Genomic DNA, 24110 nt, shown 5'->3' on the forward strand with positions numbered 1-24110 from the left:
TCGGCTGTCGCGCAGGAGGAGCACGTACAACTCCGGCCCACCGCTGCGGCGTTGAAGCGGTGGGCCGGGACGAACGGGAGGGGCGTCAGCCGTTGCGCCGGAGCGCCTCGGAGAGACGGGCGGCGGCGTCGATGACCGCCTGGGCGTGCATGCGGCCCGGGTGGCGCGTCAGACGCTCGATCGGACCCGAGACCGAGACGGCGGCCACGACGCGGTTCGAAGGGCCGCGTACGGGCGCGGAGACGGACGCGACGCCCGGCTCCCGCTCACCGATGGACTGGGCCCAGCCGCGGCGCCGTACGCCCGACAGGGCCGTCGCCGTGAAGCGGGCGCCCTGGAGGCCGCGGTGCAGCCGCTCGGGCTCCTCCCAGGCCATCAGGATCTGCGCGGAGGAGCCGGCCTTCATGGTCAGCGTCGAGCCGACCGGGACGGTGTCCCGCAGGCCCGACAGCCGCTCGGCCGCCGCCACGCAGATGCGCATGTCGCCCTGCCGGCGGTAGAGCTGCGCGCTCTCGCCGGTGACGTCGCGCAGATGCGTCAGCACGGGGCCGGCGGTCGCGAGCAGACGGTCCTCGCCGGCCGCGGCCGCGAGCTCCGAGAGGCGCGGTCCGAGAATGAACCGGCCCTGCATGTCACGCGCCACCATCCGGTGGTGTTCCAGTGCCACGGCGAGACGATGTGCCGTGGGTCGTGCGAGTCCCGTCGCCGCGACCAGTCCTGCGAGGGTGGCCGGACCGGACTCCAGGGCGCTCAGGACAAGGGCTGCCTTGTCGAGAACGCCTACGCCGCTAGAGTTGTCCATGCAACGATATTCGCGTCTCACTCTGTGAAACGCAAGTTCAATTTTCCGAGGACCTTGGCACTCTGGTGATGCGGCCGCACAACGGCCCGCGAAACGGGTCTCTAGTTGTGCCGACGCAGACGTCGGCCGGAGGGAAAGCGATGGGTAGGACACTCGCGGAGAAGGTCTGGGACGACCACGTCGTCCGGCGCGCCGAGGGCGAGCCCGACCTCCTCTTCATCGATCTGCACCTGCTGCACGAGGTGACCAGCCCCCAGGCCTTCGACGGCCTGCGCCAGAACGGCCGGCAGGTGCGGCGCCTCGACCTCACCATCGCCACCGAGGATCACAACACCCCGACCCTCGACATCGACAAGCCCATCGCGGACCCCGTCTCCCGCGCGCAGCTGGAGACCCTGCGGAAGAACTGCGCCGAGTTCGGCGTCCGGCTGCACCCGCTGGGCGACGTCGAGCAGGGCGTCGTCCACGTCGTCGGACCGCAGCTGGGCCTGACCCAGCCCGGCACCACCGTGGTCTGCGGCGACTCGCACACCTCCACGCACGGCGCCTTCGGCGCGCTGGCGTTCGGCATCGGCACCAGCCAGGTCGAGCACGTGCTCGCCACCCAGACGCTGCCGCTGGCCCGCCCGAAGACCATGGCCATCACGGTCGACGGCGACCTGCCCGAGGACGTCACCGCCAAGGACCTGATCCTCGCGATCATCGCGAAGATCGGCACCGGCGGCGGCCAGGGCTACATCCTGGAGTACCGCGGCTCCGCCATCGAGAAGCTCTCGATGGAGGCCCGGATGACCATCTGCAACATGTCGATCGAGGCCGGCGCCCGCGCGGGCATGATCGCCCCCGACGAGACCACCTTCGCCTACCTGGAGGGCCGCGCCCACGCCCCCGAGGGCGAGGACTGGGACGCCGCCGTCGCGTACTGGAAGACGCTGAAGTCCGACGAGGACGCCGTCTTCGACGCCGAGGTCGTCATCGACGCCGCCTCCCTGGCGCCGTTCGTCACCTGGGGCACCAACCCCGGCCAGGGCGCGCCGCTTTCGGCGAACGTCCCCGACCCGGCTTCGTACGAAGACGCTTCGGAGCGCCTCGCCGCCGAAAAGGCCCTGGAGTACATGGGGTTGACCGCCGGCCAGCCGCTGCGCGACATCAAGGTCGACACCGTCTTCGTAGGCTCCTGCACCAACGGCCGCATCGAGGACCTGCGCAACGCCGCCTCCCTCCTGGAGGGCCGCCAGGTCGCCGACGGCGTCCGCATGCTGGTCGTCCCCGGCTCCGTCCGGGTCGCCCTGCAGGCCGTCGAAGAGGGCCTGGACAAGGTCTTCAAGGAGGCCGGCGCCGAATGGCGGCACGCGGGCTGTTCGATGTGTCTGGGCATGAACCCCGACCAACTGGCTCCCGGTGAGCGCTCCGCGTCCACCTCCAACCGCAACTTCGAGGGCCGGCAGGGCAAGGGCGGCCGGACCCACCTGGTCTCGCCCCAGGTCGCCGCCGCCACCGCCGTCCTGGGCCATCTGGCCTCCCCGGCCGATCTGTCCGACGTCGCCACCACCGCGGGGGTCTGAGGAACCATGGAAGCTTTCACCACGCACACCGGCCGGGCCGTCCCGCTGCGCCGCAGCAACGTCGACACCGACCAGATCATTCCGGCGCACTGGCTCAAGAAGGTCACCCGCGACGGCTTCGAGGACGGGCTCTTCGAGGCCTGGCGCAAGGACCCCGAGTTCATCCTCAACCGCCCGGAGCGGCAGGGTGCCTCGGTCCTGGTCGCCGGCCCCGACTTCGGCACCGGCTCCTCCCGTGAGCACGCCGTCTGGGCGCTCCAGAACTACGGCTTCCAGACGGTCATCTCCGCCCGGTTCGCCGACATCTTCCGCGGCAACTCGCTGAAGAACGGCCTGCTGACCGTCGTCCTGCCGCAGGAGACGGTGGACGCGCTCTGGGAGCTGATCGAGGCCGACCCGACCGCCGAGATCACCGTCGACCTGGAGCAGCGCAAGGTCCTGGCCGCCGGGATCGACGCGGACTTCGAGCTCGACGAGAACGCCCGCTGGCGTCTCCTGAACGGACTCGACGACATCAGCCTCACCCTTCAGAACGAAGCCGACATCGCGACCTACGAGGCGGCACGACCGGCCTTCAAGCCCCGTACAATTACGGTCTGAGCAGCGCTTTTCCAAGACTGCGCCCCCCACCGCCAGGTGGGGGGCGCAGTCGCTTGTTGGGACCCTGTCGGGCGACAACTCGCCCTAGATGGCACAATCGGTGCATGGAACGCGACAGCCAACTCGAGCTCTACGAGTCAGTCGCCGCCCGATTGAAGGAAGCGCACACAAGAGTGCGCTCACTGCAAGTCCCGGAGGGCGTAAGGATGGCGCTGTCCCGGAAGCTGCTGGTCGTGACGGCCGCGGCGAAGCACGATCTCAAGGACGCGGCAGCGCGTCTGGACCGGTTGATGAAGGACCTCGACGAGGGCCGATTCCCAGAGGACGACTGACACCAGGAACTCCGCAGCGGGTCTTTTGCGTTGCGGCACTAGGGTGATTAGCCCGTTTCGTGTTTGATTTGCGGTATATACATGCCTAACGTGCGAAAAAGCTTGAACACTTTCGTTCTGGCAATGTCTCCGAAGGGGAAGACGTGAACAAGGCGCAGCTCGTAGAAGCGATTGCCGACAAGATGGGCGGTCGCCAGCAGGCCGCCGAAGCCGTCGACCACGTGCTCGACGCCATCGTGCGTGCCGTGGTCGGGGGCGACCGGGTCTCGGTGACGGGCTTCGGCTCGTTCGAGAAGGTCGACCGTCCGGCCCGCTACGCCCGCAACCCCCAGACGGGCGAGCGCGTGCGGGTCAAGAAGACCTCGGTCCCGCGCTTCCGTGCGGGTCAGGGCTTCAAGGACCTGGTCAGCGGCTCGAAGAAGCTCCCCAAGGGCGGCGAGGTCTCCGTCAAGAAGGCCCCCAAGGGCAGCCTCACCGGTGGCGCCTCCGCGACCGTGAAGAAGGCCGCGGCCAAGAAGGCCACCACCGCCAAGAAGGCCGCCGCGAAGAAGGCGACCCCGGCGAAGAAGGCCACGACGGCCGCCGCGAAGAAGGCGACCCCGGCCAAGAAGACCACCACCGCGGCGGCGAAGAAGACCACCGTCGCGGCGAAGAAGGCCTCGACGGCGGCGAAGAAGACCACGACCGCCGCCGCGAAGAAGACCACCACGACGGCGGCGAAGAAGGCCGTCAAGGCCACGGCCAAGAAGACCGCGCCGGCCGCGAAGAAGGCCACGGCGACGAAGGCGCCCGCGAAGAAGACCACGGCGCGCAAGACGACCGCCAAGAAGGCCGCCGCCAAGAAGTAGGACGAGCGGTACCACCCGCCGGGCCGGGCTCCCCACCCAGGAGCCCGGCCCGCGGCGCGTTCGCGTCGCGGAGGGCTCGAAGGGCGCGGAGTGCTCGAACCGCTCGACGTGCTCGAACGGCTCGACGTGCTCGAAAGGATCAGGCGGGGATCAGAAGGTCTGGAGCGTCACCAGGGTGATCCGCAGGCCGGCCCCGGACGTCCCCGGCTCCGGCTCGATCCGCACCCGCTGGCCCGGCCGCAGCAGCCGCAGCCCGCCCGCGTCGAAGGCCTCCGCCCCGAAGTCCACCGGGGTGCCGTCGTCGAGCAGCACACTTCCGCTGCGGGTCTCGGAGTCGTACGTGAACGCGGTCGCCTGCATGGACCGCAGCCTATCCGGCCGCCGGCACCCACCGGGCGGCCGTCCGCGGGCCGAGCCCCAGAGCCATGGCCTCCGCCAGATCCTCGCCGGTGTCCACGTCCCGGCGTACGGAATCCACCCCGGTCAGCCGGATTTCCACCGCGCCCGACGACAAATGGCGCAGCCTCGACGGCCCCCCGAATGCCGGTTCCAATTCCACCCCCGGACCCGCCGAGAGGAATGTCGTACCTATTTCGGCGGCATCCGCGAGAAATGCCCTCGGAAATTTTCGGGCGGTGTCCAGGACCCGGGCCAGCTCCGTGGTCCGCAGCGCGGGCAGATCGGCGTTGAGCGCCGCCACGCGCGCGTGCGGCAGCCGCTCCCGTATCGAAGCGACCCCGTGCGCCAGCGCCGCGTTGAGTCCCGCCGCCGGGAGGTCCGGCACGATCCGCGCCCCCAGGGCCGCGAGCGCGGTCCCGGCCGTCGGGTCGTCCGTGACGACCACCACATCCCGTACGCGCGGACAGTTCAGCACGGCACCGACGGTGTCCTCGGCGAACGCGAGGGCGAGCCGGGGGCGCAGCAGGGCTCCCGTGGCCGCGGCCAGTCTGCTCTTCGCCAGGGCAAGGGGTTTCAGGGGTACGACCAGGTACCAGCCGTCTTCCGCGTCGCTGTTCACCGGGCCCATTCTGTCCCGCCCGCGCGGTCCGGTGGGGGCCTCGGGGCGTACCGTGTCCTCGACAGACCCGGAGCATGGGGCGACACTTGACCCCCTGCCAGCCAGTCCCGGAGAAAGGTGTCCGAGTGCCCCGCCGCAGAATCGGCTTCTGGTACCGCCTCGCGGCGGTCATCGCCAAACCCCCCCTGGTGGTTCTGTTCAAGCGGGACTGGCGCGGTATGGAGCACATTCCGGCCGACGGCGGATTCATCACCGTGGTCAACCACAACTCGTACCTGGACCCGCTGTCCTACGCGCACTACCAGTACAACACCGGTCGTGTGCCGCGCCTCCTCGCCAAGGCGGGCCTCTTCAAGAGCCCCTTCGTCGGCATGATGCTGCGCAACACCGGACAGATCCCCGTCTACCGCGAGACCACCAACGCGCTGGACGCCTTCCGGGCCGCCGTCGACGCCATCGAGCGCGGCGAGTGCGTCGCCTTCTACCCCGAGGGCACCCTGACCCGGGACCCCGACATGTGGCCCATGGCGGGCAAGACCGGCGCCGCCCGCGTCGCGCTCCTCACCAAGGTCCCGGTCATCCCGGTGGCCCAGTGGGGCGCCAACCTCGCGATGCCGCCGTACGCCAAGGACAAGAAGCTCAGCCTCTTCCCCCGCAAGACGCTGACCGTGCAGGCCGGCCCGCCGGTCGACCTGTCCCGCTTCGACGGCCTGGAGCCGACGCCCGAGGTGCTCCGCGAGGTCACCGAGGTCATCATGGCCGCGGTCACCGCCCTCCTGGAGGAGATCCGCGGCGAGAAGGCGCCCGCCGAACCGTACGACCACCGCAAGGCCCGCCTGGAACAGCGTCGCAAGGCCGCCGAGGCCGCCGAGGAGAGCACCAAGTGACCAAGGCAGCCGTCTTCGGCAACGGATCCTGGGGCACCGCCTTCGCCATGGTGCTCGCCGACGCGGGCTGCGAGGTGAGCCTCTGGGGCCGCCGCGCGGAGCTCGCGAAGGAGATCAACGCCACCCGGGTCAACCCCGACTACCTCCCGGGCATCGAACTCCCGCGGGCGATCACGGCCACCGCGGACCCGGCCGAGGCCGCCCACGACGCCGACTTCACCGTCCTCGTCGTCCCCTCGCAGACCCTCCGCGGCAACCTCGCCGCCTGGAAGCCGCTGCTCGCCCCCGGCACCGTCCTCGTCTCCCTCATGAAGGGCGTCGAACTCGGCACCGCCGAGCGGATGAGCGAGGTCGTCATGGAGGTCGCGGACGTGCCCGCCGAGCGCGTGGCCGTCCTCACCGGACCCAACCTGGCCCTGGAGATCGCCGCCCGGCAGCCCGCCGCCGCCGTCGTCGCCTGCGTCGACGAGTCGGTCGCGCAGCGGTTCCAGTCGGCCTGCATGACCCCGTACTTCCGCCCGTACACGCACACCGACGTCGTCGGCTGCGAGCTCGGCGGCGCGGTGAAGAACGTCATCGGGCTCGCCGTCGGCATCGCCAACGGCATGGGACTCGGCGACAACTCGAAGGCCACGCTCATCACCCGCGGCCTCGCCGAGACCACCCGCCTCGGCCTCGCCATGGGCGCCGACCCGCTCACCTTCTCCGGCCTCGCGGGCCTCGGCGACCTGGTCGCCACCTGCTCGTCGCCGCTCTCCCGGAACAACACCTTCGGCACCAACCTGGGCCGCGGGATGACCCTCCAGGAGACCATCGCGGCCACCAAGCAGACCGCCGAGGGCGTCAAGTCCTGCGAGTCCGTGCTCGATCTGGCCCGCCGCCACGGTGTCGACATGCCGATCACCGAGACGGTCGTCTCGATCGTCCACGAGGGCAAGCCGCCGGTCGTCGCCCTCAAGGAGCTGATGTCCCGCAGCGCGAAGTCCGAGCGCCGCTGACGTTCGCGACACGGACACGCGCCGTACGCGCGACGGACGCATGACGGACGCCTGACGCACGCGTCGGGCGCGGCGGCACGGCCACTGCTCCGGACGCGCGCGGGGGGAGCGGGGCGCTCAGCTGTTCGGGAGCCGCAAGGTACGCTCATCGCGATATGAGCGAGAACACCCAGAGCCCCCGCAAGCCGCGCGTGGCCGTCGTCTTCGGCGGTCGCAGCTCCGAGCACGCCATCTCCGTCGTCACGGCGGGCGCCGTCCTGAGCGCCATCGACCGGGACAAGTACGACGTGCTGCCCATCGGCATCACGACGGACGGGCGCTGGGCGCTCACCGCCGACGCCCCCGAGCGCATGGCCATCGCCGACCGCGCCCTGCCGAACGTCACCGACCTGGCCGAGTCCCAGGAGGGCGGTGTCGTCCTCTCCGTCGACCCCGCCAACCGCGAGGTCGTCCTCACCGAGCCCGGCGCCGTGCCGAAGGCCCTCGGCGAGGTCGACGTGGTCTTCCCCATGCTGCACGGCCCGTACGGCGAGGACGGCACCCTCCAGGGCCTCCTGGAGCTCTCCGGCGTCCCCTACGTCGGCGCGGGCGTCCTCGCCTCCGCCGTCGGCCAGGACAAGGAGTACATGAAGCGCGTCTTCGTCTCCTTCGGCCTCCCGGTCGGCCCGTACGAGGTCATCCGGCCGCGCGAGTGGGACCAGAACCCGGCCGCCGCCCGCAAGAAGATCGTCGAGTTCGCCGCCGACCACGGCTGGCCGCTCTTCGTGAAGCCGGCCCGCGGCGGCTCGTCCATGGGCATCACCAAGGTCGACGACCTCTCCGGCCTGGACGAGGCCATCGAGGAGGCCCGCCGCCACGACCCCAAGATCCTCGTCGAGTCGCTCCTGCGCGGCCGCGAGATCGAGTGCGGCGTCCTGGAGTTCGAGGACGGCCCGCGCGCCAGCGTGCCGGCCGAGATCCCGCCCGTCACCGACCACGACTTCTACGACTTCGAGGCCAAGTACATCGACTCGGCCTCCGGCATCGTGCCCGCGCCGATCGGCGACGAGGCCACCGCCGAGATCCAGCGCCTGGCCGTCGCCGCGTACGAGGCGGTCTCCTGCGAGGGCCTGGTCCGCGCCGACTTCTTCCTCACGGAGGACGGCGACTTCGTCATCAACGAGATCAACACGATGCCCGGCTTCACGCCCATCTCCATGTACCCGCGCATGTGGCAGGAGAGCGGCGTCGGCTACCCCGAGCTCGTCGACCGGCTGATCCAGGCCGCGCTGACCCGCTCCACGGGCCTGCGCTAGCCGGACCTGACGGTGCGATCCGGAGTGCGCCTAGACGCACTCCGGATCGATGCCGCAGGGGATCGTCCTCGCCACGGAGGCCGCGAGGTCCGCGAGGGGCGTCGCGTCGTGCGCGTACCGCTCGTCGAGCGTCACCTCGACGTACGTCTTCCGGTACACCGAGGTGAAACGGGGCCCGCTGCCCTCCGGGCGCTCCAGCATCCAGTTCACGCCGTTCGCCTCGACGGCCTGAGAGTTCGGATCGCTCATCTTTTCGGGCCGGGGGACCCCGCAGCGCAGTACGATCGCACCGTCACCCCACCCGGCGGTCAGCTCGGAGTCCGGCTCCGGATCACTCCGCTCGAGATCCGCCACGGTGTCCGGCAGCTCCTTCTCCAGAGCCTGGCAGAGGGCCGCCTCCGCCGCCGTCGGGCGGGGAACCGCCACGGACGCCCCGGCGTCCGTCCAGGAGCAGCCGGTGGCGGCCAGCAGGAGGACGGCTGCCGTGACGGCGGCGGGCAGGCCGAAGGGCCGGTGGGATGACATCACCGGCCAAGCGTAGACGGGGGCTACAGATGAACGACCGGGCAGGTGAGGGTACGCGTGATGCCGTCCACTTGCTGGACCTTGGCGACCACCATGCGGCCCAACTCGTCGACGGTGTCCGCCTGTGCGCGCACGATCACGTCGTAGGGACCGGTCACGTCTTCGGCCTGGAGCACCCCCGGGATCTTGGAGATGGTGTCGGCGACGGTCGACGCCTTGCCCACCTCGGTCTGGATGAGGATGTACGCCTGAACCACGGAACCTCCAGGGCGACCACGAGGATCTTGTGGGAGAAAGGGACGCCACGGTACCGCGTCACCGCGGGCCACGGGGAGACCCGCGCGCCCGGGGGCACTCGCGTGGTGGCCTACGCACGACAGAAGTTGACGGTCTACTTGACGGTACCCAGCACGGTGACGGCCCGCGACCCGCGGCGCGCCCAGACGCGCCCCCGCCCGCCGGCCGGCACGAAGACACGAGGTGAGGCGCGGTGAAGGGCACAGTCGGAGAGCTGGGCGAGTTCGGGCTCATCAGAGAGCTCACGTCCCGGCTCACCTCCACCCCGGCGGTACGGATCGGGCCCGGCGACGACGCCGCGGTCGTCTCCGCACCCGACCGGCGCGTGGTGGCCAGCACGGACATCCTCCTCGAAGGACGTCACTTCCGCCGCGACTGGTCGACGGCGTACGACGTCGGCCGCAAGGCCGCCGCGCAGAACCTCGCCGACATCGCCGCCATGGGCGCGGTCCCCACCGCGCTCCTCCTCGGCCTCGTCGTCCCCGCCGAGCTGCCCGTCACCTGGCCCACCGAACTGATGGACGGGCTCCGCGACGAATGTCAGGTCGCGGGCGCCGCCGTCGTCGGCGGCGACGTCGTCCGCGGCGACACCATCACCATCGCCATCACCGCCCTCGGCGACCTCCGCAACCACGACCCGGTGACCCGGGGCGGGGCCCAGCCCGGCGACGTCGTCGCCTACACCGGCTGGCTCGGCTGGTCCGCCGCCGGGTACGCGGTCCTCTCCCGCGGCTTCCGCTCGCCCCGCGCCTTCGTCGAGGCCCACCGCAGGCCCGAGCCGCCGTACCACGCGGGCCCCGCCGCCGCCGGACTCGGCGCCACCGCCATGTGCGACGTCAGCGACGGCCTCATCGCCGACCTCGGCCACATCGCCGAGGCCAGCAAGGTCCGCATCGACCTGCGCTCCGGGCTCATCGACATCCCCACGCAGATGAACGACATCGGCCAGGCCGTCGGCGTCGACCCCATGCAGTGGGTGCTCACCGGGGGAGAGGACCACGCCATCGTGGCCACCTTCCCGCCGGACGTGAAGCTCCCCGCCCGCTGGAAGGTCATCGGCGAGGTCCTGAACCCCTCGGCGCTGCCGCAGGTCACCGTGGACGGCGCCCCCTGGCACAGCGCGGGCGGCTGGGACCACTTCGGGGAGACGGAGTGACCGCTCGGCCCCCGCTGGTGCTCACCGTCGCCGGATCCGACTCCGGCGGCGGCGCCGGCATCCAGGCCGACCTGAAGACCATGCTCGCGCTCGGCGTCCACGGCATGAGCGTGCTCACCGCCGTCACCGCCCAGAACTCGCGGGGAGTCCAGGGCGCGTGGGAGCTGCCAGAGGAGGCCGTACGGGCCCAGTACCGGGCCGTCGTCGACGACATCGGCGTCCAGGCCGTGAAGACGGGCATGCTGGCCTCCGCCCGGCTCGTCGAGACGGTCGCCGAACTGCTCGCCGGGACCGAGGCCCCGGTGGTCGTGGACCCCGTCGGCGTCTCCAAGCACGGGGACTCGCTGCTCGCGGCCTCGGCCCTCGCCTCCGTACGGACGAAGCTGCTGCCGGTCGCGACCGTCGCCACGCCCAACCTGGACGAGGTGGCGCAGCTCACAGGCGTCCACGTCGTGTACGAGAGCGACATGCGGGTGGCGGCCGAGGCGATCCTGTCGTACGGGGCGGACTGGGCCCTGATCAAGGGCGGGCACCTGCCCACCGGCCAGGAGGCCGTGGACCTGCTCACGGACGGCACGGAGGAGCACTGGCTGCGCGCGCCCCGGCACGACAACCGGCACACGCACGGCACGGGCTGCACGCTCGCCTCGGCGGTGGCCTCGGGGCTCGCCAAGGGCCTGGCGGTGCCGGAGGCGGTACACCGGGCCAAGGAGTACGTGACCGGGGCCATCGCCGCCGGATTCGCCCTGGGCTCGGGCATCGGCCCGGTCGACCACGGCTGGCGGTTCAGGGCCTGAGACGCCCGGGGGCCCGGCCGTTTCCGGGCATGGCAAAAGGCCGGTTCACCTAGGTGAACCGGCCTTTCAAGGCAACCGCAGGGGCTGCGCTACGACAGAACTCGCGTCGCAATTAGCGCGAGACCTTGCCGGCCTTGATGCACGAGGTGCAGGCGTTGAGCCGCTTCGGCGTCCGACCGACCACGGCACGCACGCGCTGGATGTTCGGGTTCCAGCGACGGGACGTACGGCGGTGCGAGTGCGAAATGCTGTTGCCGAAGCCCGGCCCCTTGCCGCAGACGTCGCAGTTGGCAGCCACGGGTCACTCCAAAGACTTCAGAATTACAGTGAAATCCGGCGCACCGGAATCAGGAGTCTGAAGTGGCTTGCCGGAGGATGGCCCGGAGGAACCGGGCAACCGAAGCAGCATACAACGCCTGCTTCGGTGGAACGAAACTACCATGGTCTCCGCCGACCTCGCCCCCGGCCCAGGTCACGAGCAGGACACCCCGGGTCTACCCTGCGGTGAGCTCACCGCCGAAGGAGGCCCCCTGTTGTCGCGAGCCCTTCAGCCTTCAGAGGAGCTCGTCGAGCTCGACGCCGAAGCGCTCCGGACCTGGTCCGGGCGGGTGCTCGACGCCCTCGGGCGGGAGCGCCGGGAGATCGACGCGATCAACGTCTACCCGGTCGCGGACGGGGACACCGGCACCAACCTGTACCTGACGGCGGAAGCCGCCCACCAGGCCGTCGAAGCCGTCTTCGCCGCCGCCGAACCCGACGCCGCCGAGACCGTACGGGCCATGGCCCACGGGGCCCTGCTCGGGGCCCGAGGGAACTCCGGGACCATCCTCGCCCAGCTGCTGCGCGGCATGGCGGCCGTCCTCGCCGAGGGACGTGACGGTGATCACCTCGCCCGCGCCCTCGCGGAGGCCGCCGACGCCGCCCGCCGGGCCGTCGCCCACCCCGTCGAGGGCACGATCCTCACCGTCGCCTCCGCCGCCGCGGAGGCCTGCGCCGGGGGCGGCCGACTCGTGGACGTGGCGGGAAACGCCTACGACGGGGCCAGGACCGCCCTGGCGACCACCACGGCCCAGCTGGACGTCCTCACCCGCGCCGGGGTCGTGGACGCCGGCGGACAGGGCCTGGTGACCGTCCTCGGGGCACTCGTCGAGACCGTGACCGGCCGGGCACCGCTCCGCCCGGAGACACCGGCCCACGGCGTCGTCGCGCCCGCCGCGCCCCTCGCACCCGAGGACTGCGGCACCGAGGACGGCCCCGCGTACGAGGTGATCTACCTCCTGGAGGCCGAGGACGCGGCCGTGGACCTGCTGAGGTCCCGCCTCGACGCGCTGGGGGAGTCCCTGGTCGTCGTCGGCGGCGACGGGCTCTGGAACGTCCACGTGCACGTCGACGACGCCGGAGCCGCCGTCGAGGCCGGCATCGAGGCCGGACGGCCCCACCGGATCCGCGTCACCCACTTCGCGAGCAGCCCGGCAGGACCGGACGCCCGCGGAGCGCGGGCCCAGCGCGCGGTGGTCGCCGTCGTCCCCGGCGAGGGCCTGGCCGGCCTCTGCGCCGAGGCGGGCGCCACCACCGTCCGGACCCGGCCCGGCGAACAGCCCGCGGGGGACGAACTCCTCGACGCGATCCGGCGGGCGCACGCCCGCGAGGTCGTCCTGCTGCCCAACGACACCGAACTGCGCCAGACGGCCGCGGCCGCCGCCGAACGCGCCAGGGCCGAGGGCATCCGCGTCGCCCTCATCCCGACCCGGGCCGCCGTCCAGGGCATCGCCGCCCTCGCCGTCCACGAACCGGACCGCCGCTTCGACGAGGACGTCGTCGCCATGACGGCCGCCGCCGGCGCCACCCGCTACGCCGAACTCGCCGTCGCCGAGCGCCAGTCCTTCACCTCGGCCGGCGTCTGCCAGGCCGGCGACGTCCTCGGCCTCATCGAGGGCGACGTCGCCGTCATCGGCGAGGACCTCACCGAGACGGCCCGCACGGTCCTCGACCGCATGCTCTCCGCGGGCGGCGAACTCGTCACCCTGATCGTCGCCGACGACACCCCGCCCGACCTGGCCACCGCCCTCGAACGCCACGTCCGCCGCGGCTATCTGGCCGTCGACACGACCACGTACCACGCGGGCGCGGGAGCCCCTCCGCTGCTCATCGGAGTGGAATGACCCGAGGGGAACACCCCGACTGTCGGTCCCGTGGTGTGCAATGGAACGCGTGCCCGCGCTCGACGAACCACTCAAGAAGTCCCTCGGCCCCGCCACCGCCAAGGTCATGGCCGAGGCACTCGACCTGCACACGGTCGGTGACCTGCTCCACCACTACCCCCGGCGGTACGCCGAGCGGGGCGAGCTGACGACGCTCGCCGACCTCCCGCTCGACGAGCACGTCACGGTCGTCGCGCAGGTCGCGGACGCCCGCGTGCTGACCTTCAACGGCTCCAAGGGACGCGGCCAGCGCCTCGAAGTGACCATCACGGACGGCAGCGGCCGCCTCCAACTGGTCTTCTTCGGCAAGGGCGTGCACAAGCCGCACAAGGACCTGCTGCCCGGCACCCGCGCGATGTTCTCCGGCAAGGCCTCGCTCTTCAACCGCCGCCTCCAGCTCGCCCACCCCGCGTACGAGCTCCTCCGCGACGGCGGCGACGAGACCGACGGGACCGCCGCGAGCGCCGACAACGTGGCCGGCTGGGCCGGGGCCCTCATCCCGATCTACCCGGCCACCACCAAACTGGAGTCCTGGAAGATCGCCAAGGCCGTCGACGCCGTCCTGCCGCACGCCGAGGACGCCGTCGACCCCCTGCCGCCCGCCCTGCGCGAGGGCCGCGGCCTCCCCGAGCTGCCCGACGCCCTGCGGAAGATCCACCGCCCCCGTACCAAGGCGGACATCGCCGACGCCCGCGACCGGCTCAAGTGGGACGAGGCCTTCGTCCTCCAGGTCGCCCTCGCCCGCCGCCGGCACGCCGACACCCAACTCCCCGCCGTCGCCCGGCGCCCCGTCCCCGGCGCCATCCTCGACGCCTTCGACGCCAAGCTCCCCTTCACCCTCACCGACGGCCAGCAGAAGGTCTCCCGCGAGATCTTCGACGACCTCGCGACCGAACACCCCATGCACCGCCTCCTCCAGGGCGAGGTCGGATCCGGGAAGACCATGGTCGCCCTGCGCGCCATGCTCGCCGTCGTCGACGCCGGGGGACAGGCCGCGATGCTCGCGCCCACCGAGGTCCTCGCCCAGCAGCACCACCGCTCCGTCACCGAGATGATGGGCGAGCTCGCCCAGGGCGGGATGCTCGGCGGCGCCGAGCGCGCCACCAAGGTCGTCCTGCTCACCGGCTCCATGGGCACCGCGGCCCGCCGGCAGGCCCTGCTCGACCTCGTCACCGGCGAGGCCGGGATCGTCATCGGCACGCACGCGCTGATCGAGGACAAGGTCCGGTTCCACGACCTCGGCCTGGTCGTCGTCGACGAACAGCACCGCTTCGGCGTCGAGCAGCGCGACGCCCTGCGCGGCAAGGGCAAGCAACCGCCCCACCTGCTCGTCATGACCGCCACCCCCATCCCGCGCACCGTCGCCATGACCGTCTTCGGCGACCTGGAGACCTCCGTCCTCGACCAGCTGCCCGCCGGCCGCTCCCCGATCGCCACCCACGTCGTCCCCGCCGCCGACAAGCCGCACTTCCTCGCGCGCGCCTGGGAGCGGGTGCGCGAGGAGGTGGAGAACGGCCACCAGGCGTACGTCGTCTGCCCCCGCATCGGCGACGAGGAGGACCAGAAGAAGAAGTCCAAGGCGTCCCCCGAGGACGAGGCCGAGAAGCGCCCGCCGCTCGCCGTCGTCGAGGTCGCGGAGAAGCTCCGTACGGGCCCCCTCACGGGCCTGCGGATCGCCGTCCTGCACGGGCGCATGCACCCCGACGACAAGGACGACGTCATGCGCCGCTTCGCCGCCGGCGAGCTCGACGTCCTCGTCGCCACCACCGTCATCGAGGTCGGCGTCAACGTCCCCAACGCCACCGCCATGGTGATCATGGACGGCGACCGCTTCGGCGTCTCCCAGCTCCACCAGCTCCGCGGCCGCGTCGGACGAGGATCAGCCCCCGGCCTCTGCCTCCTCGTCACCGAGATGCCCGAGGCCAGCCCCGCCCGGCAGCGCCTCGGCGCCGTCGCCGCCACCCTCGACGGCTTCGAGCTCTCCCGCATCGACCTCGAACAGCGCCGCGAGGGCGACGTCCTCGGCCAGGCCCAGTCCGGCGTCCGCTCCTCCCTGAAGGTGCTCACCGTCATCGACGACGAGGAGGTCATCGCCGCCGCCCGCGAGGAGGCCACCACCCTCGTCCTCGCCGACCCGGACCTCACCGCCCACCCGGGACTGCGCACCGCCCTCGAAGCCCTGCTCGACAAGGACCGGGAGGAGTACCTGGAGAAGGGCTGACCGCAGCCACGCGCCGACCGCCATAAGCTGATGCGTACGCACTGGCTCATGGAGAACGAGGACACCGATGACCCGCGTGATCGCCGGCACCGCCGGCGGACGCCGACTGGCCGTGCCCCCCGGCACCGGCACCCGCCCCACCTCCGACCGGGCGCGCGAAGGCCTCTTCTCCACCTGGGAGGCGTTCCTCGGCACCCTCGACGGGACCCGGGTCGCCGACCTGTACGCGGGCTCCGGCGCCGTCGGACTCGAAGCGCTCTCCCGGGGAGCGGTCCACGCGCTCCTCGTCGAGGCGGAACCCCGCGCCGCGAAGACGATCCGCGACAACATCCGGACGCTCGGCCTGCCCGGCGCCGAGCTCCGGACCGGCAAGGCGGAGCAGATCGTGACGGGACCGGCCCCCGCCGAGCCGTTCGACCTGGTCTTCCTCGACCCGCCGTACGCCGTCGCGGACGACGATCTTCGGGAGATCCTCCTCACACTCCGCTCGGAGGGCTGGCTCACGGACGATGCCCTCGTCACCGTGGAGCGCAGCACCCGAGGCGGGGAGTTCGGCTGGCCGGCCGGATTCGAGCCACTACGGGCCCGTCGTTACGGCGAGGGAACGTTTTGGTACGGTCGCGCCGCCTCTACGTGCGAAGACGCACCATGACCGGACCGGAGAGCGAGGGACTCACGTTGCGCCGCGCCGTCTGTCCGGGGTCATTCGACCCCATCACCAACGGACATCTCGACATCATCGCCCGCGCCTCCAAGCTGTACGACGTCGTACACGTCGCGGTGATGATCAACCAGTCCAAGCAGGGACTGTTCACCGTCGACGAGCGGATCGAGCTGATCCGCGAGGTCACCGCCGACTTCGGCAACGTCGAGGTGGAGTCCTTCCACGGACTCCTCGTCGACTTCTGCAAGCAGCGGGACATCCCCGCCATCGTCAAGGGCCTGCGCGCGGTCAGCGACTTCGACTACGAGTTGCAGATGGCGCAGATGAACATCGGCCTCTCGGGCGTGGAGACCCTCTTCGTCCCCACCAACCCGACGTACAGCTTCCTCTCCTCCTCGCTGGTCAAGGAGGTGGCGGCCTGGGGCGGCGACGTCTCCCACCTCGTCCCGCCGCAGGTCCTCGGCAGGCTGACCGAGCGCCTCGCGCAGAAGTGACGCCTGGCCACCGCCGCTGACGCTCCGTCACCTGGTGTCGGACGGGAGCCGACTGCCCTTACAGTCGTCCCGTCCGTCTCCATCCAGCTGTAGAGAGTGGCGAGCACCCGGTGGACGTGCAGAAGAAGCTCGACGAGATCGTCGCGACCGTTCAGGGCGCCCGTTCCATGCCCATGTCGGCATCCTGCGTGGTCAACCGCGCCGAGCTGCTCTCCCTGCTCGAAGAGGTGCGGGACGCCCTGCCCGGCTCCCTCGCCCAGGCCCAGGAGCTGATCGGCGGCCGCGAGCAGCTGGTCGAGCACGCCCGCCAGGAGGCCGAGCGGATCATCGAGGCCGCCCACGCCGAGCGCGGCTCGATCGTCTCCGACACCCAGGTCGCCCGGGAGTCGCAGGGCGAGGCCGACCGGATCCTCGCCGAGGCCCGCCGCGAGGCCGAGGAGGTCCGCGCCGAGGCCGACGACTACGTCGACTCCAAGCTCGCCAACTTCGAGGTCGTCCTCAACAAGACCATCGGCTCCGTCGACCGGGGCCGCGAGAAGCTCCTCGGCCGCGGCCCGGGCCTCGACCGGGACGGTTACGCGGACGAGGACGCCCCCGAGTACAGCGCGGACCCGCAGACCCTGATCAGCCGGGCCGACGAGTACGTGGACGCCAAGCTGGGCGCCTTCGAGGCCGTCCTCAGTAAGACCCTGGAGGCCGTCGGGCGCGGCCGGCAGAAGCTGCACGGCCGGATCGCCACCGACGACCTCGGCGAGCACATGGCCGCGCAGGACGGCCTCGCCGGCACGGTGCACACGAGCGACGCCGACTACCTCGCCGGGCTCGCGGAGCTCGCCGACCCCCAGCCGGCCCCGGTCGCCGCGCAGGCCCCCGCGCAGATCCCGGCCCAGCAGCCCGACCCGTACGGGTACCCGCAGCAGCCGCAGCAGGACCCCGGGTACGGCTACCAGCAGCAGCCGGACCCGTACGGGTACCAGCAGCAGCCCGACCCGTACGCGTACCAGGGTCAGTACGGCTACGAGCAGCAGCCCCAGTACCAGCCCCAGGCCCCGCAGCAGCCGCACCAGCAGCAGCCGGCCGCCGCGCTCGACGAGACCAGTTTCTTCGACACGAGCATGATCGACCTGGAGCAGTTGCGCCGGTACGAACAGGGGCAGTAAAGGGCCCGGGGCCCGGATTGGGCCCTGAGCGAAGCGTCCAGTATCCTGGCTCTTCGGTCGCGCGTATTCCGCGACGCTTGCTGCCCATTTCTGGCAGCCCCCTCACGATTCGAAAGCAGGAAGAGCCCTGAGCACGCGCCTCGACCACCGCAATCCCCTCGTGTTCGACACACACGAGCTGGGGCGGCGTCCTGGTGCCCTCCAGCGGCTCTCGCGCTCCGTCGAGGCCCCCACGGTCCTCGGCGTCGAAGGGGTCATCGGAGTGCCCGAGGGCGCTCCCGTGGAAATCGATCTCCGTCTTGAGTCGGTCATGGAAGGGGTGCTTGTCACAGGCACCGCCCGTGCATCGGCCGAGGGGGAGTGCGTAAGGTGTCTGGAGCCCGTCGAGCTGGAGCTCGACGTGGACTTCCAGGAGATGTTCTCGTACCCCGACTCCGACGACCGGGGCCGCTCCAAGGCGGCCGCGGACGACGAAGCCGAGGAAGACGAGAGCATGACCCCCCTCGAGGACGGCATGTTCGACCTCGAACCCATGCTGCGTGATGCGGTGGTGCTCGCACTGCCGATGCAGCCGGTGTGCCGGGAGGACTGTGCGGGTCTGTGCTCCGAATGTGGAGCCGACCTGAACGAGAACCCGGGCCACCACCATGATGCCGTCGACGCCCGTTGGGCGGCATTGCAGGGACTCGCCGGTTCGCTGGGAACCGATGAGAAGGACAACATGAGCGGCAAAGCCTCTGACGGGGACGTCCGAAGCGCCGCCGAGAAGCAGGAGAAGTAGCCGTGGCTGTTCCGAAGCGGAAGATGTCGCGCAGCAACACGCGCCACCGCCGGTCGCAGTGGAAGGCTGCGGTCCCCACCCTGGTTTCGTGTGAGCGTTGCCAGGAGCCGAAGCTGCAGCACATCGCGTGCCCGAGCTGCGGCACCTACAACAAGCGCCAGGTCCTCTCGGTCTGATTGGGCTGGTGAGAGGCGCAATGTCTGAGTCCCGCAAGACGGACGACAAGACGGACCATGCCTCGTCCCACACGCTTCTGGAAGGGCGGCTCGGCTATCGGCTCGAGTCCGCCCTTCTGGTGCGTGCACTGACCCACCGTTCGTTCGCGTACGAGAACGGCGGCCTGCCCACCAACGAGCGTCTCGAGTTCCTCGGGGACTCCGTGCTCGGCCTGGTGGTCACGGACACGCTGTACCGCACCCACCCCGACCTGCCCGAAGGCCAGCTGGCCAAACTGCGGGCCGCGGTGGTCAACTCACGTGCACTTGCGGAGGTCGGTCGCGGCCTCGAACTCGGCTCCTTCATCCGGCTCGGCCGGGGCGAAGAGGGCACGGGTGGCCGGGACAAGGCGTCCATCCTCGCCGACACCCTTGAAGCGGTGATCGGCGCGGTCTATCTCGACCAGGGCCTCGAAGTGGCGTCCGAGCTGGTTCACCGGCTCTTCGACCCGCTGATCGAGAAGTCCTCGAACCTCGGTGCGGGCCTGGACTGGAAGACCAGTCTCCAGGAGCTCACCGCGGCTGAGGGCCTGGGTGTGCCGGAATACCTCGTCACCGAAGAGGGCCCGGACCACGAGAAGGTCTTCACTGCTGCCGCCCGCGTCGGTGGTGTCTCGTACGGCACCGGCACCGGCCGCAGCAAGAAGGAAGCGGAACAGCAGGCCGCGGAGGCCGCGTGGGGCGAGATTCGCGCCGCCGCGGACGAGCGCGTGGCGGCGGCCAAGGTCGCTGCCGAAGCCGGCACGGGAGAGGTCGCCGACCCCTCTCCGTCCACCAACGGGGCGACGGCCTGAGGGCCATCACCCGCCGCTTCCCCGAGAACCCCGCCCCAGGGCGGGGTTCTCGTCTTTTCCCCGCCCTCTCCTTCGCTTCCCTCCCCACTCCTCCGCCCTCCTTGGGCCGGTAGGGTGGAAGCGCTGTCGATCGACGTCGTCCGGAGGAGTCCCGTGCCCGAGCTGCCCGAGGTCGAGGTCGTACGGCGCGGACTGGAGCGCTGGGTCGCCGGGCGGACCGTGACCGAGGTCGAGGTGCTGCACCCGAGGGCCGTACGGCGCCATCCGGCGGGCGGCGCGGACTTCGCGGCGCGGCTGAAGGGGCAGCGGTTCGCGGTGGCGCGGCGGCGCGGCAAGTACCTCTGGCTGCCGCTGGACGGCACCGGCACCTCCGTGCTCGGCCACCTCGGCATGAGCGGCCAGCTGCTCGTCCAGCCGGAGGACGCCGCCGACGAGAAGCACCTCCGCATCCGGATCCGCTTCGACGATGCCGCCGGCACCGAGCTCCGCTTCGTCGACCAGCGCACCTTCGGCGGGCTCTCGCTCCACGACCAGACCGCCGACGGGCTGCCGGACGTCATCGCGCACATCGCCCGGGACCCGCTGGACCCCGACTTCGACGAGGACGCGTTCCACCGCGCGCTGCGACAGCGCCGTACGACCGTCAAGCGGGCCCTGCTCGACCAGTCGCTGATCAGCGGCGTCGGCAACATCTACGCGGACGAGGCGCTCTGGCGGTCCCGGCTGCACTACGAGCGGCCCACCGCCACGCTCACCCGGCCCCGCTCGGCGGAGCTCCTCGGGCACGCCCGGGACGTGATGAACGAGGCCCTCGCGGTCGGCGGCACCAGCTTCGACAGCCTGTACGTGAACGTCAACGGCGAGTCCGGCTACTTCGACCGCTCGCTCGACGCCTACGGGCGCGAGGACGAGCCGTGCCACCGTTGCGGCACGCCGATGCGCAGGCGCCCCTGGATGAACCGCTCCAGCTACTTCTGCCCGCGCTGCCAGCGCCCGCCGCGCCCCTAGGGGGCGTCCCCTCGGGCCGGGCGGTCAGCTCGTGACGGGGGCCGGGCGCTCCGCGTCGTAACTCTCGCGGGCCGCCTCGACCTGCGGCATGCGGCCCTCCACCAGCGCGATCAGGCCGATGAGCCGCTCCGCGATCTCGCGGCCGAGCGGGGTGAGCCGGTAGTCGACCCGCGGCGGGTTCGTGGGCTGCGCGTCGCGGTGGACGAGGCCGTCGCGCTCCAGGGCGTGGAGCGTCTGCGACAGCATCTTCTCGCTCACGCCGTCGACCCGGCGCCGCAGCTCGTTGAAGCGGAACGTGCCGTCGTACAGGGCGCCGAGGGTCAGGCTGCCCCAGCGGCCCGTCACGTGCTCCAGCGTGCCGCGCGAGGGACAGGCCCGCGCGAAGACGTCGTAGGCGAGGTCGTCAGTCATGCCCTCCACCGTACTCGCGCACAGCGCTTACCGTCACGGCTGCGCTATCGAGCTGCTTGCGCTTTCGAAAAGTTAGTGCTCTACTTCTGGTCATCCCCTCCGCAGACCTTTTCGAGGAGCTCCTTGTGACCACCCCCGTCGTCTCCATCGCCTACCACTCCGGCTACGGCCACACCGCCGTCCTCGCCGAAGCCGTCCGTGCCGGGGCCGCCGACGCGGGTGCCACCGTCCACCTGATCAAGGTCGACGGGATCACCGACGCCGAGTGGGAGCTGCTCGACTCCTCCGACGCGATCGTCTTCGGCTCCCCGACCTACATGGGCACCGCCTCCGGCGCCTTCCACCAGTTCGCCGAGGCCACCTCGAAGCGCTGGTTCTCCGACGCCTGGCTGGACAAGCTCGCCGCCGGATTCACCAACTCCGGCTCCAAGAGCGGCGACAAGCTGCACACCCTGCAGTTCTTCCAGACCCTCGCCGGCCAGCACGGCATGACCTGGGTCAACCTCGGCCTGAAGCCCGGCTGGAACAGCAGCGAGGCCTCCGAGAACGACCTCAACCGCCTCGGCTTCTTCTCCGGCGCCGGTGCCCAGACCCACACCGACCTGGGTCCCGACGGCGTCCACAAGGCGGATGTCGCCACCGCCGAGCACCTCGGCCGCCGCGTCGCCGTGACCGCCCGCACCTTCGCGGCCGGCAAGGCCGCCGCCTGATCCCGCGTACGAGAAAGGGCCCCGTCACCGGAGTGGTGACGGGGCCCTTCTCTTGCGTACGGGGCCGGCTCGGCGGAATCGGCTCAGCGGCCGAAGTCCTGGGTCCACCAGGGGCCGCCGTCGCCGAACTGCACGCCGACGCCCAGCGTCGTGAAGTCGCAGTTCAATATGTTGGCGCGATGGCCGTCGCTGTTCATCCAGGAGTCCATCACGGCCGCCGCGTCCGCCTGGCCGCGCGCGATGTTCTCGCCGCCCAGGCCCGTGACGCCCGCCTGCTCCGCACGCGCCCACGGCGTGGCCCCGTCCGGGTCCGTGTGGTCGAAGAAGCCGCGCTCCGCCATGTCCGCGCTGAACGCCCCGGCCAGTGCCGCGAGCTGCGCGTCCGCCCTCACCGGGGTGCAGCCCACCTTGCCGCGCTCGACGTTGACCAGCCGGAGGACCTCCGCCTCGGCCGCCTCGCCCCGGTCGGCCGTCGACGGAGCGGCCGGCGTCTCGACCGGTGCCTCGGTCGTCGGGGCCGGCTTCGGCGCGGCCGGCCGCGTCGTGGGCGGGGTCCGGACCTTCTTCGGGGCGACGGGCTTGGTGCTGGTCGCCGCCTTCGACGGGGTCGGCTTCGGGCTCGGCTTCGCGGATGTGGACGGAGTGGCCGAGGGGGAGGCCGTCCTGCTCGGGGTCGCACTCGCGCTGGCGCGCGGACTCGGGCTCTTGCCCGATCCCGCCCGGGTCGCCGTGCCGCTGCCCGAGCCGCCCGACTCGCCGCCGGCCGGGGTCTGGGTCGACCCGCCCTGCGTGTTCAGCTCCGGGGCCTGCCGGGACTGGACCTGGCGCTCGCCCGTACCGGCGCTGCCGACGGTGAAGGTGTCCCCGCCGGGCAGCAGACCCGAGGCGACGGCCACGGCTCCCACCGCGACCGCCGCGGAGGCGCCGAGGAGTCCGGTGCGCACGGGAGTGCTCCGCCGCTTGCGGCGGTCACCCCGGTGCCGGTGGTCCGTACCGGCCGCGTAGTCTTCTGCGGCGGGTGCGGCGCCGGAGCGACGGTGGCGTCCCATCTGCTGCCCTGCCTTCCTCTGCGGAGCTCCGCCGGTGGCTGCGGATCTTTGCTGGTCTTTGCTGATCTTTGCTGTCGGCACGGTTTCGAACCGACCGCCGAACGGCGCGCGCCCGAACGGGTGAGGCGCATTCCGACGGGACTGTACGCGATGGGAAGCAGGGGTGACGTGCCCATCCGGCAATCCGTTGGTTAGCGTGCAGCCATGAGCGACGACGTACGGATGACCGCCTGGGTGCGCGGCCGGGTACAGGGAGTGGGCTTCCGCTGGTTCACCAGGGCAAACGCACTGGAGATCGGCGGCCTCGCGGGCTTCGCCCTGAACCTCGACGACGGCCGGGTCCAAGTGGTGGCCGAGGGGCCGAGTGAGAATTGCCACCGTCTTCTCGACTGGCTCCGCACGGGCGACACGCCCGGCCGCGTGGACGGCGTCACGGAGATATGGGGCGCTCCGCGCGGAGGCTACGACGGCTTCGCGATCCGCTGACGTTCGCGACGGCGCCCCCTCTCCGGTGACCTGGAGGGGTCCCGGAGGGACACGCGGTGACGGGGGTGTGGCGGGAGAACTCCCTGGTGGTTGCCAAGAAGTGCGCGCCGTGGAAGGCTGCCCGTAAAGGATGATCGCCACGCCCCGAGGCACCGGGTCGAGAGGCGCCGCCGCGCGTCGAGCGGCCGCCCACTCCCCTGTCGCCCCTTCAAACGGGGCGTGATCGTGTTGACCGTCAAACTTTTTGGTGAGACGCTGGAATCCCCGCGCACCTTAGCTGTTTGGCAGTAAAGAACCGGCACGACGCACTGCCGAGCACCGCGGGTGCGAATCCCTCACGACCCACACCGCAATCGGTCGGTCACTCAGTGTGGAGGACCATCCATCATGGCAAAGGCGCTTCTCGGTTACGTCGGCGGCTCCGACCCGCGACTCCTCGCCGAGATGCGACGGCTTCAGCAGCGTGTCCAGGACCTGGAATCCGAGCTGGTTCGGATCCAGTCCGAGAACGACACGCTCGCGGCTGCCGCCGCTCAGCACCAGGGAGAGTCGCTGCTCGACAGCATCGACCTCGACGTACCCCAGGCGGAGCCTGCGCTCACCTGACAACCCAGCCCTCAGGGGCCAGGTGGGAAACACTCCGTCGGCACCGCCGACTCACGATCCACGTCGACGTAGCCGGGCACACAGCACAGCTGGATATGCAAGGGGCGCTTCGGCGTCCCTTCTTTCTTTCACCCGCCGTTTCCCCCACGGCCCGCCCCCGGCCCCTACCTGGCCACCCCTCCTCACCCGA

The 24110-nt window shown here is 71.3% G+C and carries 29 protein-coding genes; 21 read left to right on the top strand and 8 right to left on the bottom strand.

Annotated elements, in window-relative coordinates:
* Positions 1-85 precede the first annotated feature (85 nt).
* Complete coding sequence (gene ndgR / locus ACFC0G_RS30890) at positions 86-802, bottom strand: IclR family transcriptional regulator NdgR (protein WP_017235973.1); 717 nt, start codon at positions 800-802, stop codon at positions 86-88.
* A 140-nt stretch (positions 803-942) separates the two neighbouring features.
* Between ndgR and leuC the strand changes: the two genes are divergently transcribed.
* The 4 genes from leuC to ACFC0G_RS30910 all read left to right on the top strand — a co-directional run bounded on the left by leuC (position 943) and on the right by ACFC0G_RS30910 (position 4147).
* Positions 943-2367 carry a 3-isopropylmalate dehydratase large subunit gene (gene leuC, locus ACFC0G_RS30895; protein ID WP_376409448.1) on the top strand — a complete coding sequence of 475 codons (1425 nt, stop codon included), beginning with the start codon at positions 943-945 and terminating at the stop codon, positions 2365-2367.
* A 6-nt stretch (positions 2368-2373) separates the two neighbouring features.
* Positions 2374-2967 carry a 3-isopropylmalate dehydratase small subunit gene (gene leuD / locus ACFC0G_RS30900; RefSeq protein ID WP_376409451.1) on the top strand — a complete coding sequence of 198 codons (594 nt, stop codon included), beginning with the start codon at positions 2374-2376 and terminating at the stop codon, positions 2965-2967.
* 104 nt (positions 2968-3071) lie between these two features.
* The gene (locus ACFC0G_RS30905; protein WP_024755921.1) at positions 3072-3299 is read left to right on the top strand and encodes a hypothetical protein; all 228 of its coding nucleotides are present in this window, start codon (positions 3072-3074) and stop codon (positions 3297-3299) included.
* A gap of 143 nt (positions 3300-3442) precedes the next feature.
* A complete protein-coding gene (locus tag ACFC0G_RS30910; protein WP_376409455.1) occupies positions 3443-4147 on the top strand; it encodes an HU family DNA-binding protein in 705 nt (234 codons plus the stop codon).
* 150 nt (positions 4148-4297) lie between these two features.
* On the opposite strand, the gene ACFC0G_RS30915 is transcribed toward ACFC0G_RS30910, so the two are convergent.
* Complete coding sequence (locus ACFC0G_RS30915; RefSeq protein WP_376409457.1) at positions 4298-4507, bottom strand: hypothetical protein; 210 nt, start codon at positions 4505-4507, stop codon at positions 4298-4300.
* Between the two features lie 10 nt (positions 4508-4517).
* A complete protein-coding gene (gene cofC, locus ACFC0G_RS30920) occupies positions 4518-5174 on the bottom strand; it encodes a 2-phospho-L-lactate guanylyltransferase (RefSeq protein ID WP_376409460.1) in 657 nt (218 codons plus the stop codon).
* A 116-nt stretch (positions 5175-5290) separates the two neighbouring features.
* On the opposite strand from cofC, the gene ACFC0G_RS30925 reads away from it, so the two are divergent.
* The 3 genes from ACFC0G_RS30925 to ACFC0G_RS30935 all read left to right on the top strand — a co-directional run bounded on the left by ACFC0G_RS30925 (position 5291) and on the right by ACFC0G_RS30935 (position 8345).
* Positions 5291-6052, top strand: coding sequence for a lysophospholipid acyltransferase family protein (locus ACFC0G_RS30925; RefSeq protein WP_376409463.1), 762 nt, complete (start codon positions 5291-5293; stop codon positions 6050-6052).
* Positions 6049-7050, top strand: coding sequence for an NAD(P)H-dependent glycerol-3-phosphate dehydrogenase (locus ACFC0G_RS30930; RefSeq protein WP_376409466.1), 1002 nt, complete (start codon positions 6049-6051; stop codon positions 7048-7050). Before ACFC0G_RS30925 ends, ACFC0G_RS30930 begins: the two co-directional genes overlap by 4 nt.
* 155 nt (positions 7051-7205) lie before the next feature.
* On the top strand, positions 7206-8345 hold the full coding sequence (locus ACFC0G_RS30935) for a D-alanine--D-alanine ligase family protein (RefSeq protein ID WP_376409468.1): 1140 nt from the start codon (positions 7206-7208) through the stop codon (positions 8343-8345).
* 30 nt (positions 8346-8375) lie between these two features.
* Here ACFC0G_RS30935 and ACFC0G_RS30940 read toward each other — a convergent pair whose 3' ends face one another.
* Positions 8376-8870, bottom strand: coding sequence for a DUF3515 domain-containing protein (locus ACFC0G_RS30940; protein ID WP_376409805.1), 495 nt, complete (start codon positions 8868-8870; stop codon positions 8376-8378).
* 23 nt (positions 8871-8893) lie between these two features.
* Positions 8894-9127 (bottom strand): Lrp/AsnC family transcriptional regulator, encoded by a 234-nt coding sequence (locus tag ACFC0G_RS30945; protein WP_015036438.1) that lies wholly within the window; start codon positions 9125-9127, stop codon positions 8894-8896.
* Between the two features lie 233 nt (positions 9128-9360).
* Here ACFC0G_RS30945 and ACFC0G_RS30950 point away from each other — a divergent pair, with 233 nt between their 5' ends.
* The gene (locus tag ACFC0G_RS30950; RefSeq protein ID WP_056644467.1) at positions 9361-10323 is read left to right on the top strand and encodes a thiamine-phosphate kinase; all 963 of its coding nucleotides are present in this window, start codon (positions 9361-9363) and stop codon (positions 10321-10323) included.
* The gene (thiD, locus tag ACFC0G_RS30955) at positions 10320-11120 is read left to right on the top strand and encodes a bifunctional hydroxymethylpyrimidine kinase/phosphomethylpyrimidine kinase (protein ID WP_376409471.1); all 801 of its coding nucleotides are present in this window, start codon (positions 10320-10322) and stop codon (positions 11118-11120) included. Before ACFC0G_RS30950 ends, thiD begins: the two co-directional genes overlap by 4 nt.
* Positions 11121-11232: 112 nt before the next feature.
* Here thiD and rpmB read toward each other — a convergent pair whose 3' ends face one another.
* Complete coding sequence (rpmB, locus tag ACFC0G_RS30960) at positions 11233-11418, bottom strand: 50S ribosomal protein L28 (RefSeq protein WP_376409474.1); 186 nt, start codon at positions 11416-11418, stop codon at positions 11233-11235.
* Between the two features lie 235 nt (positions 11419-11653).
* Here rpmB and ACFC0G_RS30965 point away from each other — a divergent pair, with 235 nt between their 5' ends.
* From ACFC0G_RS30965 to mutM, 9 genes are all read left to right on the top strand, one after another.
* Entirely contained in the window at positions 11654-13282 is a 1629-nt protein-coding gene (locus tag ACFC0G_RS30965; RefSeq protein WP_376409477.1) for a DAK2 domain-containing protein, read from the top strand.
* Between the two features lie 40 nt (positions 13283-13322).
* The gene (recG, locus tag ACFC0G_RS30970) at positions 13323-15542 is read left to right on the top strand and encodes an ATP-dependent DNA helicase RecG (protein WP_376409480.1); all 2220 of its coding nucleotides are present in this window, start codon (positions 13323-13325) and stop codon (positions 15540-15542) included.
* A gap of 67 nt (positions 15543-15609) precedes the next feature.
* Positions 15610-16194: a 16S rRNA (guanine(966)-N(2))-methyltransferase RsmD gene (gene rsmD, locus ACFC0G_RS30975; protein WP_376409483.1), complete on the top strand. Its 585-nt coding sequence runs from the start codon at positions 15610-15612 to the stop codon at positions 16192-16194.
* A gap of 26 nt (positions 16195-16220) precedes the next feature.
* Positions 16221-16700, top strand: a complete 480-nt coding sequence (coaD, locus tag ACFC0G_RS30980) for a pantetheine-phosphate adenylyltransferase (protein WP_185909416.1) — start codon at positions 16221-16223, stop codon at positions 16698-16700.
* Between the two features lie 110 nt (positions 16701-16810).
* Positions 16811-17860 (top strand): ATP synthase F0 subunit B, encoded by a 1050-nt coding sequence (locus tag ACFC0G_RS30985; RefSeq protein WP_376409486.1) that lies wholly within the window; start codon positions 16811-16813, stop codon positions 17858-17860.
* A gap of 127 nt (positions 17861-17987) precedes the next feature.
* Complete coding sequence (locus tag ACFC0G_RS30990; protein WP_037642041.1) at positions 17988-18641, top strand: YceD family protein; 654 nt, start codon at positions 17988-17990, stop codon at positions 18639-18641.
* Positions 18642-18643: 2 nt separating this feature from the next.
* Complete coding sequence (rpmF, locus tag ACFC0G_RS30995) at positions 18644-18817, top strand: 50S ribosomal protein L32 (protein ID WP_015036448.1); 174 nt, start codon at positions 18644-18646, stop codon at positions 18815-18817.
* 20 nt (positions 18818-18837) lie between these two features.
* Positions 18838-19650, top strand: a complete 813-nt coding sequence (gene rnc / locus ACFC0G_RS31000; protein ID WP_376409489.1) for a ribonuclease III — start codon at positions 18838-18840, stop codon at positions 19648-19650.
* A 153-nt stretch (positions 19651-19803) separates the two neighbouring features.
* Positions 19804-20658 carry a bifunctional DNA-formamidopyrimidine glycosylase/DNA-(apurinic or apyrimidinic site) lyase gene (gene mutM / locus ACFC0G_RS31005; protein ID WP_376409492.1) on the top strand — a complete coding sequence of 285 codons (855 nt, stop codon included), beginning with the start codon at positions 19804-19806 and terminating at the stop codon, positions 20656-20658.
* A 24-nt stretch (positions 20659-20682) separates the two neighbouring features.
* On the opposite strand, the gene ACFC0G_RS31010 is transcribed toward mutM, so the two are convergent.
* Positions 20683-21069, bottom strand: coding sequence for a winged helix-turn-helix transcriptional regulator (locus tag ACFC0G_RS31010; RefSeq protein WP_376409495.1), 387 nt, complete (start codon positions 21067-21069; stop codon positions 20683-20685).
* Positions 21070-21194: 125 nt separating this feature from the next.
* Between ACFC0G_RS31010 and ACFC0G_RS31015 the strand changes: the two genes are divergently transcribed.
* Positions 21195-21779: a flavodoxin family protein gene (locus tag ACFC0G_RS31015; RefSeq protein ID WP_376409498.1), complete on the top strand. Its 585-nt coding sequence runs from the start codon at positions 21195-21197 to the stop codon at positions 21777-21779.
* Positions 21780-21862: 83 nt separating this feature from the next.
* Here ACFC0G_RS31015 and ACFC0G_RS31020 read toward each other — a convergent pair whose 3' ends face one another.
* The gene (locus tag ACFC0G_RS31020) at positions 21863-22828 is read right to left on the bottom strand and encodes a CAP domain-containing protein (RefSeq protein WP_376409501.1); all 966 of its coding nucleotides are present in this window, start codon (positions 22826-22828) and stop codon (positions 21863-21865) included.
* Positions 22829-23032: 204 nt separating this feature from the next.
* On the opposite strand from ACFC0G_RS31020, the gene ACFC0G_RS31025 reads away from it, so the two are divergent.
* Both ACFC0G_RS31025 and ACFC0G_RS31030 read left to right on the top strand, forming a co-directional pair.
* The gene (locus tag ACFC0G_RS31025; RefSeq protein ID WP_376409504.1) at positions 23033-23314 is read left to right on the top strand and encodes an acylphosphatase; all 282 of its coding nucleotides are present in this window, start codon (positions 23033-23035) and stop codon (positions 23312-23314) included.
* 387 nt (positions 23315-23701) lie between these two features.
* Positions 23702-23920: a hypothetical protein gene (locus ACFC0G_RS31030; RefSeq protein ID WP_055641131.1), complete on the top strand. Its 219-nt coding sequence runs from the start codon at positions 23702-23704 to the stop codon at positions 23918-23920.
* The last annotated feature ends 190 nt before the right edge of the window (positions 23921-24110 follow it).

It is taken from the genome of Streptomyces sp. NPDC056169 (genome assembly GCF_042268445.1).
GTDB lineage: Bacteria > Actinomycetota > Actinomycetes > Streptomycetales > Streptomycetaceae > Streptomyces.